Origin of the sequence: Devosia sp. ZW T5_3 (genome assembly GCF_044987315.1) — a bacterium.
In the GTDB taxonomy this organism is placed as follows: domain Bacteria; phylum Pseudomonadota; class Alphaproteobacteria; order Rhizobiales; family Devosiaceae; genus Devosia.
In genome coordinates this window covers 438,483-457,737 of the sequence record NZ_JBJDRE010000001.1, presented here as the reverse complement: position 1 = coordinate 457,737, position 19,255 = coordinate 438,483, and the positions used below count along the sequence as shown (strand labels likewise).

The window sequence follows — 19,255 nt, the reverse complement described above, 5'->3', positions numbered from 1 at the left end:
TTAGGCAAGCCGGCATGAACGAGACAATCCCACCGCGTGACGCCAAAGCTCGACCCTCGACGCTGGACGATGTGGCGCGCCGTGCCGGCGTATCTCTGGGCACCGCATCCAAAGCGCTCAACGGCCGTGACAGGGTTAGTGATGCGACGCGCGCGCGGGTGGAAGACGCTGCACGGGCCCTCGCCTATGTTGGCAACCCCCTCGCACGAGGGTTGTCGCAGGGGCTTTCCGGCACAGTGGGGCTGCTCACCTCAGATCTTGAGGGGCGCTTCAGCTTACCCATTTTGATGGGGGCCGAGGACAGGTTTGGGGCCGGACGGGTCTCGGTTTTTCTCTGCGACGCACGGGGCGATGCGATCCGCGAACAACACTACATTTCCGCGCTTCTCGCCCGCCGCGTCGATGCCATTATGGTGGTGGGCAGCAAGACTGACCATCGCGCCCCTATTGGCCGCGACCTGCCCGTGCCGGTCATCTATGTCTATACGCCCTCCCAGGACCCGCGCGACCTCTCGCTGACCCCCGACAATGTTGCGGGCGGCCGCATGGCAATCGAGCATCTGCTTGCCTCGGGACGGCGCCACATCGCCCATTTGACCGGACCGCGTCATGAGCGCGCCGCGGCCGACCGGACCAGGGGCATTGCCCAGGTCCTTGCCGAAAGTGGAACCCAATTGATGTTCGAAACCGCCTATGGCGAATGGACCGAGCGCTGGGGCCGTTCATCCTGTGCCATGATGTTGGAACAGGGCACCAAGGTCGACGCCATTCTCTGTGATTCCGACCAAATTGCCCGCGGCGCCCTAGACGCTTTGCGCGAACGTGGCATCCGCGTACCCGACGATGTCGCCGTTGTCGGCTTCGACAATTGGGACATTATCGTGGAGGGTACACACCCGCCTCTCACCAGCATCGACATGAATCTGGGCCTGCTCGGCCGCCATGCCGCCGAACGCCTGTTCCATGCTATTGGCGGCGCGCCCTTAGCCAGCGGCATCGAGCTGTCCGATTGCCGCCTGGTCGTCCGCGGTTCGACTGCATTGACGATCTAGCCGGAAATCGGTTGGGTACTGCGGTCCAGAAACGCGGCGGCACGCGGCGACAGACGCCCTGCCAGAGCCTTGCGGACCCGGGCGTGATAGGCGTTGAGAAAGCCAATTTCCGCAGTGGTTAGCGCTTCTATTTCGGCCATGGCCACATCGATAGGCACCAGCGTCAGCGTCTCGAACCTTAGAAAGCCGGCAACGCCCGCGACCACTTCGACCTGGTTTTCCACCCGCAACCCGAAAGCGCCTTCCCGGTAATAGCCCGGCTCGATGGTCATCACCACGCCCGGCTCGAAGCCATGCGCATTCACCGTCTTGCCGAAGCGGTGCGGGTGCTCGTGCACAGACAGGAAATGCCCTACCCCGTGCCCCGTGCCATGATCATAGTCCAGCCCGAGATCCCAGAGTGGCCGCCGCGCCAGGGCATCAAGATGATGGCCCTGAGTGGTCGGTGGAAACTGCGCGGTCATCAGCGCCACAAAACCTTTGAGCACGGCCGTATAGGTCTGCCGTACGGCCCCACTGGCCGGACCGAAATTCACGGTGCGCGTGGCGTCCGTTGTGCCCCCCCAGTATTGCCCGCCTGAATCAATCAGATAGGGCAACTCGCCAGTCAGAGGGGCATTGGTTTGTGGCTTAGAAGCATAATGGCACATGGCTGCGTTACTGCCTGACGCCGAAATTGCTCCGAAACTGTCTTCGACAAAGTCAACGCCCGCGCGCCGGAAGGCGAGCAATTGCGACTGCGCCTCAAGCTCGGTGATGGCGTTGCCCGCGGCCAGGCGTACCGGCACCTCGGCATCGAGCCAGGCCAGAAATTCCGTCCAGGCGACGCCATCCTGGATATGGGCTTGCCGAAACCCCTCCAGCTCGACCTCGTTCTTGACCGCCTTGGCGAGCGTAACCGGGCTGAATTGCAGCAGCGGGATACCGCCCGCGGCCTCTACCGCCAGGCGTACCGCCACCGGCGCGAAGCCCGGATCAACCAATACCGTCTTATTCCCTGCTCGCTCTCGCACCGCCGCGATTAGCCCGTCAGCAGGCCGGACCGCCAGCCCGTCAGTTTCGATGCCGCTGCGGTCATTGGGCAGCTTGCGCTCATCCACGAACCAATCCACCTGCCCGTCGCGGTCAACAATCGCCGCCGAATGGGCGATCGGCGTATGAGCGATGTCACCGCCCCGGATATTGAGCAACCAGGCAATATTATCCGGCTGAGTCTCGACCAGGAAATCCGCTCCGGCCTGTTCCAGCCTCGCCCCGATACGCCTGCGCTTGCTCGCGCTAGCCTCTCCCGCCCAGCGCAACGGGAAGGCTTGGATCGGGGCAATTGGCGGGGGCGGCTGATCCGGCCAGATGGCATCAACGAGGTCTGTTTCCAAAAGGACCAATTCGCCCCCCGTTCGGTCCATGGCTGCTTTCAGCTTTGCGTAAAGCGCGCTCGGCACCAGCATGGGATTGATGCCGATGCGCTGCCCGCGGGGCAGCTTCTGCTCGAGCCAGGTCTCAATGGGAAAATCGAAAAAATGCGAGATCTCAAACTGACGGGTGTCCACCTCGGCCCGCACCTGCACCTGATAGCGCCCGTCGACGAAAAGCACGGCGTGATCTGCCGTTACCACCGCATTCCCGGCCGAGCCGCTAAAGCCGGTGAGGAAGGCCAGCCGCTCGTCATGTGGCGCCACGACCTCGCCCTGATAGGGATCAAACCGCGGCACTACCACGCCATAAAGGCCAGCTTGGGTCAGTTTTCCTCGGAGCTGGCGTAGCGCGGCATTAGTTCGGTTCATTGCGTTCGGCATGCCGGCTGCTCCCTGTTCTTTCCCTGACGGGACAGAGTTCTAAATCGCTGTATTTAGTTTGTCGACAAATTCATTGACTCCGAAGAGCGCATCTGGTGTCCTCAGGCTTCCGCCGGAGACCAGAGGGGTCTGGTTCCTGGCACAAAACGCTCGGAGGGAGCTCATGCACCATTTGTCCGGTATTACTCGATTGGCCCTGGCGGGCCTAATGGCGACGACCAGCATCATTGCCCTGCCCCATGGGGTCGCGGCTCAGGACGGCCAGGCGGGCGGCACGCTGCGCATTCTGGGCACAGCCGACATCGACCATTTCGATCCAACTTCGGCTGCTCTGGTTACCAGCAATAATTTCCTGCGCGCGGTGACACGGCAATTGATCAGCTATGCCGCCTCAACCGACGAAACGGTCCGCATCACGCCAGAGGGGGACCTTGCTACCGAAGTGCCTCAGCCTACCAATGACGGGCTGACCTATACGTTCAAGCTGCGCCAGGGCGCACAGTGGAATGCGCCCTCTGGCGCCCGCCAGATTACCTCGGCCGATTTCGAGCGCGGAATCAAGCGCATGTGCAATCCGCTGCTGGGCTCCGCTGCGCTGACCTATTATCAGGATCTCATCGCGGGTTTGGCCGAGTTCTGCGCCGGCTTTTCCAAGGTCGAACCAACTGTAGAGGCCATGAAGGCCTATATTGAGGGCAACGACATCGCCGGCATCGAAACGCCAGATGACCAAACAATCGTCATCAATCTCACCCAAAAAGCAGGCGACTTCATCTATATGCTGAGCCTGCCGACCTCGGCACCGGCACCAGTCGAGGTGCTCGATTACCTGCCCGATAGCCCCGATTATCGGAATAACTTCATCGCCAGCGGTCCTTACACCCCCGGCGCTTACACCCCCGATAGCAGCCTGCAACTGGTCCGCAACCCTGCTTGGACACCCGAGAGCGATCCGCTACGCAAAGCCTATGTCGACGACATCCAGATCACCTTCGGCCTGCAACCCGACGCTGTCCTGCAGCAATTGCAGTCTGGTGATGGCGACATGACTTTTGACATCACCATTCCGCCAGCCATCCTGCAATTGCTGACGGCCACGGGCGATGAAAAGCTGATGACGGTCTCATCGGGGGCCACTGCCTTCCTCTTTATCAACACGGTATCGGAAAACAACAATGGCGCTCTGCGCGACCTCAAGGTCCGCCAGGCGCTGAACTATGCCATCGACAAGGCTGCCATCGTGCAGCAATCCGGCGGCCCCACGGTAGGCCAGCCGGTCAACGGCATTTTTGGGCCGGGCGTGCTGGGCTATCACGATTTCGATCTCTATCCCTCGCCCGAGGCTAAGGGCGACCCGGCCAAGGCTAAGGAATTGCTGGCCGAGGCAGGCTACCCCGATGGCATCACGCTCAAAATGCCGTTCCGCAACCAGAATAACGAACCGGCCATTGCCCAGACCATCCAGGCCAGCATGGCGGCGTCCGGCATTACGCTGGAGCTGACGCCGGTGGCCCCCGCGGACTATTATTCCAAGTTCATGACCAACCCGGTCAACACCAAGGACGGAACCTGGGACATTGCGCCTGTGGGTTGGACGCCCGACTGGGCGGGGGGCTCGGCCCGCTCGGTGTTCCAGCCGCAATTCAGCTTCAACGGCACCCATCAGACCTACAATTACACCGATTATAACAACCCCAAGGCCAATGAGCTGGCCCAGCAGGCCATCAATGCCACCACACCCGAGGAAGTGGCTCGGTTATGGGGTCAGGTCGACGAGCTTGTCATGGCCGATGCGCCGGTCGTGCCGTATCTCGCCAATAAGGTTGTGCTCTATCGCAGTGCCGCCGTGCAGAATTTCCAGCCCTATGCGCTAGGCGTGCAGGGTGATTGGACCAATGTCTGGATCCAACGCTAAGCTGTAACGGCGTGGTCCGGGCCACCAGGTCCGGACCATAGCCACCGCGTAGGTCAAACTCGGAGCCGCTCCTTGCCAGTGCTCGAAGCCCGCAATCTGACCGTCTCGATCCCCACCGAAGACGGCACAATCCACGCTGTCCAAAATGTCTCCTTCGCCATCGAGACCGGGGAACTGTTCGGTATTGCCGGGGAATCGGGTTCGGGCAAATCGGTGATGATGCAGGCCATTCTGGGGCTGCTGCCCTATGCCGATATTTCCGGCCAAGTCCTGTTTGAGGGGCGCGACCTGCTAACGGAAAAACCCAAGGACCTGCGCAAATTGCGGGGATCACGCATCGGCATGATCTTCCAAGACCCCCTGTCGAGCCTGCATCCCTATTACACTATCGGCAGCCAGATTACCGAAGCCATTCACGCCCATGAAAGGGTGAGTAAGGCAGCTGCGCGGACCCGCGCCGTCGACATGCTGGCTAAGGTAGGCATCACCAACGCGGCCGAGCGGTTCGACGCTTATCCGCACCAGTTTTCAGGCGGCATGCGCCAGCGTGTGATGATCGCCATGGCACTCGTACTCAACCCTGCCGTCATCATCGCCGACGAGCCGACCACGGCGCTCGATGTGACCGTGCAAGCGCAGATCGTCGCTCTGCTTGATACGATGCGCAAGGAATTGGGCACCACCGTCATTATGATAACCCACGATCTGGGTCTGCTGTCTTCCGTCGCCGACCGGGTTATGGTGATGTATGCCGGCAATCGCATGGAATATGGTTCAAGCGAAGCGGTCTTCACCACGCCCGCTCACCCCTACACGGCCGGCCTGCTGCGCTCCTCCCCCGCCAACTACGCGGCTGGCGAAGAACTGGTCGCTATTCCGGGCCGCCCACCCAGCCTGCTGCATAGTCCGGATGGCTGCGCCTTTGCCCCCCGCTGCAGTGCTGTCATGGAAAAGTGCCACACTAGTCGTCCGCCGCTGCGCCGCTATAGCGACGATGTCGAAGCTCTGTGCTGGCTGGAAGACACGGCCCCAGCTCCGCCGCCGCATGCAGGCTCGACCGTCCGCCGTATCGACACCCAGAGCGCCCCCGTCATACTCAAGGTCGAGGATGTCGCACTGAGCTTTGCCACCGGTGGGCTCTTCGACAAGCAAGGCCGGTTCGACGTGCTCAAGGGTATCAACCTCGAAGTCCGGCGCGGCGAAACGCTGGGCCTTGTGGGTGAAAGCGGCTGCGGCAAATCCACTCTCGCCCGCGTCATTGCCGGCCTCATCCCGGCCACTAGCGGCCGCGTGCTTTTGGGCGATGCCGATATGGCTCATCTCGATGCCGCCGGTTGGCGCGAGACGCGTAGGGCCGTGCAACTAGTGTTCCAGGACCCCTTCGGCTCGCTCAATCCGCGCCGCCGCGTGGGGGCCATTATCGGCGACCCCTTCCGCATCCACCACGTCGCTTCCGGCGCCGACCGCAAAAACCGCGTGCAGGAACTGATGGAACGGGTGGGGCTCAATCCAGAGCACTACAACCGCTTCCCGTCCGAGTTCTCCGGCGGCCAACGCCAGCGCATCGGTATTGCGCGCGCCCTGGCGCTCAATCCTGGGCTGATCATCTTTGACGAACCGGTCTCGGCACTTGATGTTTCCATCCAGGCCCAGGTGCTTAACCTGATGTCCAAACTGCAGCGCGAGCTTGACCTTACCTATCTCTTTATCTCTCACGATCTGGCCGTGGTCCGCCAGGTCTGCAATCGCATCGCTGTAATGAACAAGGGCCGCATAGTGGAGCTGGCCGACGCCCAGGCCATCTACGCCAATCCTCAGGATGACTATACCCGTACCCTGCTCGCCGCCTCGGTCACTCCGCCGCCCCAACATTTCGCGCGCAGCCGTGATCTGGTCCAGACCATAGATTGGGCCGCCGCATGAGTACGCCGGCCAGCTCCGCTCCCATCGTGGTCCAGCGCGGTTCCTTCTCGCTCACCCTGCGGCGGTTGCTCCGCGACAAGGCCAGCCTCGCCGCCATGGTATTCATTGTCGTGCTGGTGCTATTTGCTGCCGCAGCACCGCTGATCGAAAGCTGGGCCGGCCATTCCCCGATCCAGCAATTCCGCGACACCGGCCTGTCCACTATGGGTCTGCCCGTGGCGCCCACTGCCGAATTCGTGCTGGGCACCGACCAGCTGGGTCGCGACGTGCTCGTCCGCCTCGCTTATGGTGCCCGCGTCTCTCTGCTGGTGGGCGTCCTGGCCTCGCTGGCCGCCTCGCTGATCGGGGTCACCGTCGGCGTGCTGGCCGGTTTTTTCGGCGGGTGGATCGACATGGTGCTGAGCCGGGCCATGGACCTAGTGATGAGCGTGCCCTTCCTGCTCTGCGCGCTCGCATTGGTCTCGGTGTTCGGGCCAAGCCTGTCGCTTAGCATCGGGGTCATTGTCTTTTTCAGCTGGACGACCATGGGCCGCGTGGTGCGCAGCCAGGTGATGTCGCTGCGTGCCCGCGAGTTCGTTCAGGCCAGCCGTTCGCTCGGCGCCAGCTCGCTCTCCATCATGGTTGTCGATATTTTGCCCAATCTGAGTGTCCCCATTATCGTTTACACCACGATGATGATCCCCAGCGCCATCGTATTCGAGGCCACCCTTTCCTTCCTGGGCCTGGGCATTGTGCCGCCCGCCCCGAGTTGGGGTGGCATGCTGGCCGACGCCGCTGCCAATTCCATCTATCTCGTTGCCTGGTGGCTGGTGCTCATCCCGGGCCTGGCGCTGCTATTGACCACTCTCTCGTTCAACATTCTGGGCGATGGGCTGCGCGACGCGCTCGACCCCAAATCCCGCCCCGTGGTCAGGCGCAGTCTGTTGCGCTGGAGGCACAAGCCATGATCCGCTTCCTGCTTGGCCGCATTGGCTTTGCCGCGCTAATCCTCTTTGCGCTCAGCACCTTCGTCTTTTTCCTCTTCTTCGTGGCCCCCGGCGATCCGGCCCGCATGGTGGCAGGCGACAAGGCCACCGAAGCTCAATTGGTGCAGATCCGCACCAATCTAGGGCTCGACCGTCCCATCCACGAGCAATATGTGAGCTTTCTCGGGCGCGCGGCGGTAGGTGATCTCGGCTTTTCCTACCGTAACCAGCAACCGGTCACCACGCTCATTGCCAATCGCTTGCCAGCCACCATTTCCCTGGTCATCGGCGGCGTCATTGTCTGGCTGGCGGTCGGCATTCCCATCGGTATCATGTCGGCCCGCCATCCCGGCGGATTGCGCGACCGGCTGGGCCAGGCCTTTATTCTGGTAGGGTTGAGTTTTCCTACCTTCGTGCTCGGCATGGTCTCGCTCTATGTCTTCTATTTCTTGCCGCGCCAGGCGGGATTCACACTCTTTCCCGCCGGCGGCTTCAAGCCGTTCCTGCCCAATCCAGCGCTCTGGGCCTGGCATCTGGCCCTGCCCTGGGCAACGCTGGCGCTAACCACCGCGGCAGTCTATGCCCGGCTGACGCGCGGCCAGATGCTTGAGGTGATGAATGAGGACTATATCCGCACCGCTCGTGCCAAAGGCTTGTCGGAAGGCCGCGTCGTGTTCAAGCATGGCATGCGCGCCACTCTCACACCGCTGGTAACCCAATTGGGCGCCGATATCGCCCTGCTGCTGGGCGGCGCCATCGTCATCGAGCAGGTTTATGGCCTGCAAGGCGTCGGCGCGCTGGCCGTTCAGGCCGTCAATAATCAGGATAGGCCCATCATTATCGGCGTGGTGCTGTTGGGAGGTTTCTTCATCGTCATCTCCAACATCGTCGTCGACATCACCTATGCTCTGCTGGACCCGCGCGTTCGTTAGGACAGGACCATGATCGTCTCGCAATACACCATTCCCGGCATTCATATCCGCGACCACTTAATCGACGTGCCGCTCGACTGGTTCGCCAATCCCGGTGGCCCCACGATCAAGCTCTTTGCCCGCGAAGCAGTGGATCCGACAAAAAGGGACGCCGAGCTGCCGCTGCTGGTCTTCCTGCAAGGCGGCCCCGGCGGTAAGTCGCCCCGTCCCACCAGCGGAGGACCGTCTTGGCTGGCAGAGGCCCTCAAGAGCCACCGCGTCATCCTGCCTGACCAGCGCGGCACCGGCCGCAGCACGCGGGTGGATGGCGCGACCATGCAGCGCTTTGTCAGTGGGGAAGAGGCCGGCGCCTATCTCAGCCATTTTCGCGCCGATTCCATTGTGGCCGATTTCGAACATCTGCGAAAAACCGTGTTCGGCGGCGCCAAATGGCAATCGCTGGGCCAGAGCTATGGCGGTTTCCTAACCCTGACCTATCTGAGCCAGGCATCCGAGGGGCTTTCGGCCTGCTATGTGGCGGGGGGTCTCGCCAGCATAACCCCCTCGGCCGAAGAGGTTTATCGCCGCACTTATCCGCGGGTCGAGGCCAAGACAGCCCGCTATTACAAGCGCTACCCTGATGACCGTGACACGATCGGTGAACTAGCCGATTTCATCACCAGCAACGATGTCCGCCTGCCCGATGGCGACCAGCTCACTGTGCGCCGGTTACAGAGCATCGGCATCGATTTCGGCATGGCTCCAGGTTTCGAAAACATCCACTGGCTGATCGACGAGGCGTTCGCCACCCCCGAGCGCGACCGCTTGTCCGACCAGTTCCTTGCCGATGTGATGCGCATGACTAGCTATGACGGCAATCCGCTCTTTGCCGTGATGCAGGAATCCATCTACGGCCACGGATCCGGCGCGACAGCTTGGGCCGCGCAGCGGGTGCGTGACACCCTCCCCCAGTTCGCCGAAACTACTCGTCCGCTGCTGTTCACCGGCGAAATGATGTTTCCCTGGATGTTCGAGGACATCCGCTCGCTGCGCCCCTTCCAAGCTGGTACCGAGGCGCTTGCCCAGCGCGTGGACCATAGCCTGCTCTACGATCGCGAGCGGCTGGCCGCCAATACGGTCCCCGTCTCAGCCATCATCTACCACGATGACATGTATGTCGACGCGAGCCTCTCACTGGAGACGGCTGGTCTGATCGGCAACCTCGAACACTGGGTCACCAATGAGTTCGAGCATGACGGCATCCGTCAAAGCGGCAGTGTTTTTAAACGCTTGGTCAAGATGACCCAAGATCGTGGCGGCCCCTTGAGCTAGAGCGACTTCGAGTCTGATGGGCGGCAGCAATGTCATGCAATGCCCCGATGACCGGTCCAAAAAACCTGGTTCACTGCCAGCGGCTATCGGTCATGACATTCAAGCGGCCCTGTGGCGGGCGGCTAATCCTGCGACGGCGGCAGCGCTTCGCGGCAGGCCGCGATCAGCCATTCCAACACATCCTCCAGGCGCTTCTCCCCACGTCTTTCAGCCAACACATATATGCCCATGGGGATGCTCGCCAATGTTCCGGCCTGCTTCACCTCCATTATGCCCTGTTCTGCAAAATACGGCGCAATGACGTTGGAGATGCGCAAGACGGCGTCGGTGTTGCGCAGATAGTCGAGGCAGGCCGAAATAGAGTTCGAGCCGAAAATGTAGCTTTCTCGGCCGAACAGCGCTTCGCCACGCTGCCTCCGCCAGTTTTCGTCGAAAAAGCGCTGGTGCCGGCTTTCTGCCAGGGAACTGGTCACCACAGGATAGGCTTCGATTTCCTCACGCGTGCGGACCGCACCTAGCAAAGGGTGCCCGTCGCGGACGAACACCCCGTTGTAGACCTGACTCAGCCGGATGAACTGCGCACCGATACCGGCGTTCAGCCCGCGGATTTCGTGCGATATAAAAAGCGAGATATCGCCCGACAGCAATTGGTCGAGGCAGCGGAGTTGATCGCCCAGGCTCACCTGCAGCGGCGCCTTGGGATTGCGCTGCTGATAGCGCAGCAGGACATCGCGCACGAATACGGTCCACCACGAATAGCCGCTGCCAATGCTGATACCCCGCTCATTGCGGACGCGCATCTCCTCAACTGACTTGCGCATATTGTCGTCGAGCCGCTGCATCAGCCGGGCGTTTTCGTAGATCACCTCGCCATAGGGCGTGAGCCGCACGCCCCGGGCCGAGCGAACAAACAGCCGCGCATTCAAATCCGCTTCGAGCTTACGCATGTTCACGGTCAGCGTTGGCTGGGTGACGTTGAGCACTGCCGTGGCCGCCCGAATACTGCCGGTCTCGGCAATGGCGATGAACTGTCGCAAGAGCTTATCCATGTCTCCTCCGGTGATAGATTTTATCTATCAATAGCACCTTAGTTCGTATTTTTCTTGCGCGCTTGGGCATGTCAATCTGAATGCAGAGAAGCGCCACCAGAGCGCTACCGGTATGATCCAAGGGAGGTTCCCATGACTTTTCGTATGCCCCGTCGTCAGTTTCTCATGGGCAGCGCAATGCTCGCCGCATCCACGTCTTTCGGCCTGTCCACGGCCCAGGCCCAGCGGGCCTCGCTGCGCCTCGCCTTCTGGGGCGGACAGGACCGGGCAAACCGGACCTATGCCGTGGTCGACAAATTCACCGAGCAAACCGGAACGGCCATCGATGGCGAATTCATCGCCTGGGACGATTACTGGACCCGCCTTGCCACCCAGGTCTCGGGCGGTTCTGCGCCGGACGTGCTGCAGATGGACTATCGTTATATCGTCGAATATGCCTCGCGCGGTGCCATCGCGCCGCTCGATGATTTCATCGGCAGTACGCTCAAGCTGGACGATTTCGACGAAGATCAGGTCGCTGGCGGCCGCGTCAATGGCAAGCTCTATGGCGTCTCACTCGGCAGCAATTCGGCCGCGATGATCTATAATGCCACGGTTTTCGAGGAGGTCGGCATCGCGCCACCGGACCTCACAACCACCTATGACGATTACCGCGCCATGGGCGAGGCTTTTGCTGCAGCCAATATCCGCAACGGCATCAAGGTATTGTCAGACTCATCCGGCAGCGATGTCGTCTTTGAGAACTGGCTCCGCCAGAATGGTTCGGCCCTTTATGCCGCGGATGGGGGTATCGGGTTCGACGAAGCGGCATTGGTCGATTGGTTCCGCCTCTGGGCCGACCTGCGTGATGCTGGCGTCATCGTTTCCGCCGAAGATCAGGCGCTCAGCACCGCCTCGGCGGAATCGAGCATGATCATCACCAACAAGGCGGCGACCACCCCGATCCACTCCAATGAATTGGTGGTCTATCAAGGCATCAGCCCAGACCAGCTGGGTCTGGCCAGCTATCCGTTGATCAGCGATGGCGCCGGCGGGCATTACCGCAAGCCCTCGCAATTCTTCTCCGTCAGCGGCGCCTCGCAAAATGCCGAACCGGCGGCGGCGTTCATTTCCTATTTCGTCAATGATCCAGCTGCCGCCAAACTGCTCGGCGTCGAGCGCGGTGTGCCCTGCACCCAGACCGCGCGGGAGGCCGTCGCCGATGAGCTGACGCCGGAAAGCCGGGCCGCACTCGATTTCGTTACCTCGCTTGGTGCTCTGGTCGGCCCGCTGCCGCCATCCCCACCCCCCGCCGCCGGCGAGGTCAGCAAGGCTCTTGGCAATATCTCCCAGGAGATTGCCTTTGGCATGCGCTCACCCGAAGATGCCGCCCAGACCTTCGTCGCCGACGCAGCCGCCATCCTTGCCCGCAGTAGCGGATCGTAGTCGGTTGGCGGGGACAACCGCTGGCGAGATAGCCTGGCGCCATCTAGCCACTGCTTAAACTTGACAAGCCAGATCATAAAATCTAGTCCGAGGGCTTGCAAAGTGACGTCGCGGCGGGCTGGCACATGGATATCCAAGATCAGGCAAGGGCGAAGGACGAGCGGCTCGAGGCCATCGAGCTGCGCGCCGGCTATGACGACACCACTATTCTCGATGGCCTCGATTTTGCGGTGCCCAGTGGCGCTTTGACCATTCTGGTCGGCGCCAATGGGTGCGGCAAATCCACCCTGCTCAAGACGCTGGCGCGCATCCTCATGCCAAGCCACGGCTACGTGCTGCTAGATGGCAAGGACATCCACAAAGCCGCTACACGCGAGGTGGCGCGCAAACTCGGCCTCTTGCCACAGGGGCCGGTGGCGCCGGAAGGGCTGAGCGTGCGCGAGCTGGTGGCGCAGGGGCGGTTCCCCCATCAATCGCTGCTGCGGCAATGGAGTTCGAGCGACGAGGCGGCGGTCAATGCGGCCATGGTCACCGCCCAGGTCACGGACTTTGCCGACCGACCAGTGGATTCCCTCTCGGGCGGGCAGCGTCAGCGCTGCTGGATTGCCATGGCACTGGCGCAGGAAACTGATCTGATCCTGCTCGACGAACCCACCACCTTTCTCGATCTCAAGGTGCAGGTGGATGTGATGAACCTGCTGCACGATCTGGCACACAAGACTGGCCGCACGCTGGTCGTGGTGCTGCACGAACTCAGCCTTGCCGCTGCCTATGCAGACACTCTCGTGATGATGCAGGCCGGGCGCATTGTGTGTTCGGGCGCACCCGAGGCGGTTTTTACGGCGCAAAATATCAAAACCGTGTTCGATCTGGACGCTAATGTGCTGCGCGACCCGGCATCGGGTCGCCTCTTCTGCATGCCGACGCGGGGGGCGCCCGCAAGCACCCATATCCTTCCGGCTCTGGCTACGGCATGAACAGCGCCGCCGGGGTCTCGCCCGTCATACGCACTAGCCGCTGGCTCGGCTTGCCAGTGGCGCTGGGTCTGATCGCAGCGATCTTCTGCCTTCATATCGCGTTGGGCGCCAAGCTGGTGCCGTTCAACGTCGTCTTCGAAGCGCTGACCGCGCGCGATCCCAGCAATTTCAACCACACTATCATCTGGGACCTACGGCTGCCGCGCGCGCTGGTGGGCATGATCGTTGGAGCATCGCTCTCGGTTGCCGGCGCTTTGATGCAGGGTGTTACCCGCAATCCACTGGCCGAGCCGGGCATTCTGGGCCTCATGGCGGGCGCGGCATTCGCTGTGGTCTTCGGCATCGGCATGCTTGGTCTGGTGGACAATACCGCCATTCCGCTGATGGCCGCCGGTGGAGCGTTCGGGGCGGCATGCCTGGTCTATCTCATCGCTCGTTGGGTACCCGGCGGCACGTCGCCACTGACCTTGACGCTGGCCGGGGCGGTGGTCACCGCATTCCTGGGGGCACTGACTTCTGTCGCCTTCCTGCTGCGCGAGAACGCTTTTGACTCTTATCGCGTCTGGCTCTCCGGTTCGCTGGCGGGACGCGATCTATCCATGCTGCTGACGGCTGGGCCCGTGCTTATTGTCGCCCTGCTACTATCCTTCGCTTTGGCACGTCAGATCACGGCACTTGCCATGGGCGAGGAAGTAGCTCAGGCGCTAGGCGTGCGCACCGGCTGGCTCAAGGCGCAATTGCTGGTCTGCGTCGTGGCGCTGACGGCCGGTTCGGTGGCCCTGGCCGGACCACTCGGCTTTGTTGGCCTGGTCATCCCTCATGTGGTGCGGCTCTTCACTGGCGCCGACTATCGCTGGATCGTGCCCTATTCGGCCGTGCTCGGGGCCGGCTATTTGCTGGCAGTTGATGTCGCGGCGCGCATGCTGTTCCGCCCGGCCGAGATTTCCACCGGCATCATCACCGCACTGATCGGCGCGCCGATCTTCATCTACCTCATTCGCCAGCGAGCCCGCTGATGAGCACCATCGCCGCCTCTCGCTGGTATGTGCTGCGCCTATTCGGCGAACGCATCGCCCTGCGCCTGCCCGTTGGGGCGCTTGGCTGGCTCGTTGCATCCTTGCTGCTGCTCGCTGCCATCATCGCCTATAGCCTCACCATCGGCAGCCAACCGACCAGCCTTTCCGAAGTCTGGCGCACGTTGAGCGGCGAAAGCGTCAGCAAGACCATCGACAATGTCGTCTGGGAATTCCGCTTTCCGCGTGCCCTGGCCGCCGCTTTAGTCGGCGCCATGTTTGCCCTCTCGGGCGCAGCGCTGCAAAACGTCACCCGCAATGGCCTGGCCGATCCGTCCCTGGTGGGCGTGTCGCAAGGCGCCGGGCTCGCCGTGGTTGCGCTGACCGTGTTGTGGCCCAGTGGCTTGGCAACGCTACGGCCTTGGGTGGCATTTGGCGGCTCCATGCTGGTGGCCATTCTGATCCAGAGCCTGACCTGGACGACGAGGGGTGCCAGCTCCGTCCGCTTTATCCTAATGGGCGTCGGGGTTGCTGCACTCATCTCAGCCGGCACGTCGGTGCTGATGACCTATGGCGACATCGAACGAGTACTTTCGGTTTTGACCTGGCTCAATGGCTCGATCAATGCTGCCAATTGGAGCGATGTGCAGATGCTCGCCGCCTGGTCGGCAGTGCTGCTGCCCGCCTTACTGCTGCTCTCGCGCTCCACCGCAGCCCTACGCATGGGTGACGCCACCGCCACTGCCCTCGGCGCCCCGGTGCGCTGGGTACGCTATGGCCTCATCACCACCGCTGTAGGCTTTGCCGCAATAGGCACCGCCGTTGTGGGGCCGCTCGGCTTTGTCGGGCTGATCGCGCCGCATGCCGCGCGCCGCCTCGCCCCCTCGGGCGTGGCCCTGCATCTGCTGCTCACGGCAACGTTGGGCGCGGCCCTGGTCTGCGCTGCTGACCTGGTGGGGCGCACCCTGATGGCCCCGGTCCAGATTCCCGCCGGTCTCGTCACCGATCTGATCGGCGTGCCGATCTTTCTCATCCTGCTGCGCCGGGCCGCGCGTCGGACTGCTCTTTAAGGATCAAGCCCATGAAACTGCTTCTAGCCGCCGCTGCCATTCTTGGGGGATTGCTCACCGCATCGGCGTGGGCGCAGGAGACCCGCCCCTTCGAGGCTGCCAATGGCACAATCGATATTCCGGTCGAGCCTCTGCGCATCGTTTCGCTGCATGATCTGAGCATCACCCTGCCGCTGGTCGAATTCGGCGCCACCAACCATGTCGTAGGCAGCCATGGACGGCTCGAAGAAGACAACATTCCCTATATTCGTGGCGCAAAGGAGCTCTACGAAACCAGTTTCGACAATACCGACATCAAGTTCCTCGGCGTCTTCAACGAGATCGATCTTGAACTGATTGCCGGGCTTGAGCCTGATCTGATCATCGGCCGCTCTGGCAATGACGACGCCCTGCTGCCCAATCTCGAAAAACTTGCACCCACCATTCTGATCGACCAGCGCGGGCTGGGCTTTTTCGGCGCTCTGCAAGCGGTAGCCGATGCCGCAGGCGTGCTGCCCGAATATGAGCATTTGCGCGCCCGCTATGACGCCCAGGTCGCCGAATTCAAGCGGTTAGTGCCCAATGCCGCCAATATCTCGGTCGCTATCCTGCAGCCCTGGCCCGATGACGGCTATATCGCCGCCAGCAAGGATTATTACGCCCTCTCCCAATTGCTAGACGATGTCGGCTTTACCAGGCCCACCATCATTGCCGAACTGGAGAAAGGCTCACTCGATCTGAGCCCCGAATTCCTGCCTGAGGTCGATGCAGATTTCATCGTCTCCACCTATGAACCCCTCTACCCCGACGAGCGCAGCCCTGCCGAGATCCGCGCCGCCTTCGAGAAGATCGCGCCCGGCTACTGCCAGGCCCTGCATGCCTGCAGCAATAACCAGCACATCTTCCTGCACCGTACGCCGATCTATTCGTCGTCGTTCAAGTCGCTTGAGACGGCCTATCTGCAACTGCTCACCCACATTGCCGGCCGCGCCTTCCTGCCGCTGTCCAAGTAAAGCAAAACCATGAAAACCCTCGTCTTTGCCTTCTGCCTTGCTGTGCTGGCCATCGCCCCAACCCAGGCTCAGGACACCCGCTCCTTCACCGACGATCTGGGCCGCGTGGTCGAAATTCCGGCCCAACCGAAACGCATTGCCGCGCTCGATGACCTGCGGCTAAGCGTGCCGCTGATCGAGTTGGATGCCATGCCCATTGCCTCGCACGGCCGTACCAACGACGATCAACCCTATATTCGCTCCGGCCTGATCCTCACGGGGGTCGATTTCGCCACGGCCGACATTACCTTCCTGGGCAATGAGCCAATCGACATCGAAGCACTAGCCGCCGCTGCACCCGATCTGATCGTTACCCTCGTCTCCCGCGATGTGCCGCTCGACCAGCTCGAGCGGATCGCGCCGACCGTGGTGTTCGACGAGATCATCAGCGATCGTTTCGATATCTACGCCCGCCTGGCCGATCTAACCGGCACCACGCCCACCCTCGCCCGCCTGGAAGCCCGCTATCAGGCGCAATTGGCGCAGTTGGTGCGGCTTGTCGATGCAAAGAACATCATGGTCTCAGTGATAGAAGGCTCCGGCGGCGCGATTTCCGTGCAGCACAGCTATGGCAGCCTGGGCAAGGTGTTGCGCGATGCCGGCTTCCGCTTCCCAGCGCTCATCGATGCCATTCGCGAAGGCGGAGAGCAGGAACTGAGCGCCGAATTGCTGCCGGACCTGGATGCCGATGTCATATTCGACACCTTCCGCACCGATCGCGGCGAAACGCCTGCCGACGCCGATGCGCGCATGCAGGAGGCGCTCCCCGGCTATTGCGAGCAGCTCTGGGCCTGCCGGAACGAGCAATATTTCCGCCTGCCGCGCGACGAGGCCTATGCCATTTCTTACCAAAGCCTGAGCAGCATCACCACGACGCTCCTGGCCCTGATGAACAGCCAGACTCTTCGCACAAGGGATCAATAGGGTATCGGCCAAGATCCAACGCAGGACCACGACCGCTCGACAGCCTTGATGACCAGCACCGCCGCCAAATAGCATCCGTTCCTTCAGGCGGCTCGCTACTCGGCCAAAGGTACGAAACCGCGGCCGGCGATATGGCTTTCCACCAGCTCCAGCGCGAGTTCGAGCGAAGTCATGGAACTGCCGAAGCTCGGACCAGGCAGCAGAACGAACTGGTTGTTGCGGCAGGCGGCGAGAGCCTGGCACCAGCCAGGCGAGAATTTCTCATAAGCCGCGCGAACGGTGGTCGGCGTGGCGTCGGCCTGCTGGCGATAGAACCCGAAGACGAAATCGGCGTCGAGCTCCTGGATCAATTCAGGACTGAATGTCATTTGGGGTTCGCTGAGATCGGCAATTGCCTTGGGCTTGGCAAAGCCGAGGTCATCGATCACGCGGGTGATTGCCCCAAGGTTGGCCTTATAGACCCATAGTTCTTCGGCAGCGGGAAACATGAACGTTGTCGCGACCGAGATATCGCCGGTATTGCCAATGAAGGAGCGGGCACGCTCGACATTGTCGAGATAGCGTTGATACCGGGCTTCGAAGCGACCGCTCTGTCCGGTAATGTCGGCCAGCGTCCGCAGCGTGCCGATGAAGCCCAGGTCGGCGTTGTCAACCACCAGGGTCGGCGCGATCGACTGCAGTTGTTCGATTACTTTGGCGTCAGTGTAAAGTCCCCCGATAATCAGATCGGGTTCCAGGGCGGCGATGGCCTCCACGTCCAACTGATTGAAGCCGCCGACATAGGCGATGTCGGTATTGGAATAGTCGATCCCCAGCGTATCCATGCCCCCGCGCAGGAAGTGGGTGCCATCCTCGGCGGTACGGCCGGCGCTACCTATGACCGGCGCGCCCAGTTCATAGAGCGGTAGTGTCACGATCTGATCGTTGAGAGATACGATGCGCTGCGGCGCGGTCGGGATTTCGAATACTCCGTTGGCGACGGTGACGCTGCGGGTTTCCTGAGCAACGGTCGGCGCCACACCAATGGCAACCGCAAGGATCAGAGCAATGAGCGTTTTCATCAATGTGCTTTCTTGAGCTTGGTTGTCCCTGGGGGCTGCGCGTATGACCCATACCCCAACGGCGCGCGCGCAAGTCTTCGGACTAGATTTTATGATACAACATGTCAAGTTTAGGCATCTGCACGGACGGCAACTCGCCAATCATGCCGCCTACCGATTTCGTGTGTGATTTTCTGCCTGTCCCGCGTACCTGCCCGACGATGACGCTGCAGCCTTCAGTAGAATGAACCCGATGACGTGCGGCCCAACTGGTGGCGCCGTTGCGTTACCCAAAACGCCGATCATGTCAGGCCGAGGAAGTAGAGGGAGAATTTCGGCCAATGTCGGGTACAATCATCTTGCGGTAACGGCCGGCGCTTGATTCAACGTTGTCAGTCTGGCCTTCCGCTCGAGGTAATATATGCCCCAAAATTTTGCGTCAGCGATCATCCGTTGGCGAGATCACTTGGACAGCCAGCCGGGCGGGCTTTCCGCGTTCGATCAATCCTATACGGTCTCGACAATGCTCTTTGGGTGCCATCGATACTTGGAAGCGCACGGCGCGCATGCAACCCCGGAAAAAGACCGGATCGAGGCGATCAAGGGGGAGCTTGAGGCATGGATGCGTGAGCGAGGCTGTGTTTACTATCCGTAGGTCCACCCAAGCATCGGTGATATGAGGCAGGGGCCTCGGTGGATCACCTTCCGCCGGCGCGGCGCCTGCTACCGAGCCGTAGTCACCTAGCAGGCGCCCTTTTCCAATTAGCGCTCCGCCAGCATCAGCAAGGCTGCAACTTTAGCCATAACAGACGAGAGCGCCACGCTAGGGATC

General features: G+C 61.6%; 15 protein-coding genes. 12 read left to right on the top strand and 3 right to left on the bottom strand.

Annotated features, from left to right (window positions below; all coding sequences use genetic code 11):
* Nucleotides 1-14: 14 nt before the first annotated feature.
* Nucleotides 15-1,052, top strand: coding sequence for a LacI family DNA-binding transcriptional regulator (locus ACI3KW_RS02190; RefSeq protein ID WP_404846732.1), 1,038 nt, complete (start codon nucleotides 15-17; stop codon nucleotides 1,050-1,052).
* Here ACI3KW_RS02190 and ACI3KW_RS02185 read toward each other — a convergent pair.
* The gene (locus ACI3KW_RS02185) at nucleotides 1,049-2,848 is read right to left on the bottom strand and encodes an aminopeptidase P family protein (protein ID WP_404846731.1); all 1,800 of its coding nucleotides are present in this window, start codon (nucleotides 2,846-2,848) and stop codon (nucleotides 1,049-1,051) included. The genes ACI3KW_RS02190 and ACI3KW_RS02185 overlap by 4 nt on opposite strands.
* 163 nt (nucleotides 2,849-3,011) lie before the next feature.
* Here ACI3KW_RS02185 and ACI3KW_RS02180 point away from each other — a divergent pair, with 163 nt between their 5' ends.
* The 5 genes from ACI3KW_RS02180 (at nucleotide 3,012) to ACI3KW_RS02160 (ending at nucleotide 9,894) form a co-directional block, all read left to right on the top strand.
* A complete protein-coding gene (locus ACI3KW_RS02180) occupies nucleotides 3,012-4,763 on the top strand; it encodes an ABC transporter substrate-binding protein (RefSeq protein WP_404846730.1) in 1,752 nt (583 codons plus the stop codon).
* Between the two features lie 78 nt (nucleotides 4,764-4,841).
* Nucleotides 4,842-6,686, top strand: a complete 1,845-nt coding sequence (locus ACI3KW_RS02175; RefSeq protein ID WP_404846787.1) for an ABC transporter ATP-binding protein — start codon at nucleotides 4,842-4,844, stop codon at nucleotides 6,684-6,686.
* Complete coding sequence (locus ACI3KW_RS02170) at nucleotides 6,683-7,633, top strand: ABC transporter permease (protein WP_404846729.1); 951 nt, start codon at nucleotides 6,683-6,685, stop codon at nucleotides 7,631-7,633. The genes ACI3KW_RS02175 and ACI3KW_RS02170 overlap by 4 nt, the downstream gene beginning before the upstream one ends.
* Nucleotides 7,630-8,583: an ABC transporter permease gene (locus tag ACI3KW_RS02165; protein ID WP_404846728.1), complete on the top strand. Its 954-nt coding sequence runs from the start codon at nucleotides 7,630-7,632 to the stop codon at nucleotides 8,581-8,583. Before ACI3KW_RS02170 ends, ACI3KW_RS02165 begins: the two co-directional genes overlap by 4 nt.
* 9 nt (nucleotides 8,584-8,592) lie before the next feature.
* Nucleotides 8,593-9,894, top strand: a complete 1,302-nt coding sequence (locus ACI3KW_RS02160; RefSeq protein ID WP_404846727.1) for an alpha/beta fold hydrolase — start codon at nucleotides 8,593-8,595, stop codon at nucleotides 9,892-9,894.
* A 122-nt stretch (nucleotides 9,895-10,016) separates the two neighbouring features.
* On the opposite strand, the gene ACI3KW_RS02155 is transcribed toward ACI3KW_RS02160, so the two are convergent.
* Nucleotides 10,017-10,943, bottom strand: coding sequence for a LysR family transcriptional regulator (locus ACI3KW_RS02155; protein ID WP_404846726.1), 927 nt, complete (start codon nucleotides 10,941-10,943; stop codon nucleotides 10,017-10,019).
* 132 nt (nucleotides 10,944-11,075) lie between these two features.
* Here ACI3KW_RS02155 and ACI3KW_RS02150 point away from each other — a divergent pair, with 132 nt between their 5' ends.
* The 6 genes from ACI3KW_RS02150 to ACI3KW_RS02125 all read left to right on the top strand — a co-directional run bounded on the left by ACI3KW_RS02150 (nucleotide 11,076) and on the right by ACI3KW_RS02125 (nucleotide 17,383).
* Nucleotides 11,076-12,368 carry an ABC transporter substrate-binding protein gene (locus tag ACI3KW_RS02150; protein ID WP_404846725.1) on the top strand — a complete coding sequence of 431 codons (1,293 nt, stop codon included), beginning with the start codon at nucleotides 11,076-11,078 and terminating at the stop codon, nucleotides 12,366-12,368.
* A 125-nt stretch (nucleotides 12,369-12,493) separates the two neighbouring features.
* Nucleotides 12,494-13,345: an ABC transporter ATP-binding protein gene (locus ACI3KW_RS02145; RefSeq protein ID WP_262165202.1), complete on the top strand. Its 852-nt coding sequence runs from the start codon at nucleotides 12,494-12,496 to the stop codon at nucleotides 13,343-13,345.
* Nucleotides 13,342-14,361, top strand: coding sequence for a FecCD family ABC transporter permease (locus tag ACI3KW_RS02140; RefSeq protein ID WP_404846724.1), 1,020 nt, complete (start codon nucleotides 13,342-13,344; stop codon nucleotides 14,359-14,361). Before ACI3KW_RS02145 ends, ACI3KW_RS02140 begins: the two co-directional genes overlap by 4 nt.
* Complete coding sequence (locus ACI3KW_RS02135; RefSeq protein ID WP_404846723.1) at nucleotides 14,361-15,428, top strand: FecCD family ABC transporter permease; 1,068 nt, start codon at nucleotides 14,361-14,363, stop codon at nucleotides 15,426-15,428. The genes ACI3KW_RS02140 and ACI3KW_RS02135 overlap by 1 nt, the downstream gene beginning before the upstream one ends.
* Before the next feature lie 11 nt (nucleotides 15,429-15,439).
* Nucleotides 15,440-16,420, top strand: coding sequence for an ABC transporter substrate-binding protein (locus ACI3KW_RS02130; protein ID WP_404846722.1), 981 nt, complete (start codon nucleotides 15,440-15,442; stop codon nucleotides 16,418-16,420).
* Between the two features lie 9 nt (nucleotides 16,421-16,429).
* The gene (locus tag ACI3KW_RS02125; RefSeq protein ID WP_404846721.1) at nucleotides 16,430-17,383 is read left to right on the top strand and encodes an ABC transporter substrate-binding protein; all 954 of its coding nucleotides are present in this window, start codon (nucleotides 16,430-16,432) and stop codon (nucleotides 17,381-17,383) included.
* 95 nt (nucleotides 17,384-17,478) lie between these two features.
* Here ACI3KW_RS02125 and ACI3KW_RS02120 read toward each other — a convergent pair whose 3' ends face one another.
* Entirely contained in the window at nucleotides 17,479-18,444 is a 966-nt protein-coding gene (locus tag ACI3KW_RS02120) for an ABC transporter substrate-binding protein (protein WP_404846720.1), read from the bottom strand.
* Nucleotides 18,445-19,255: the final 811 nt, after the last annotated feature.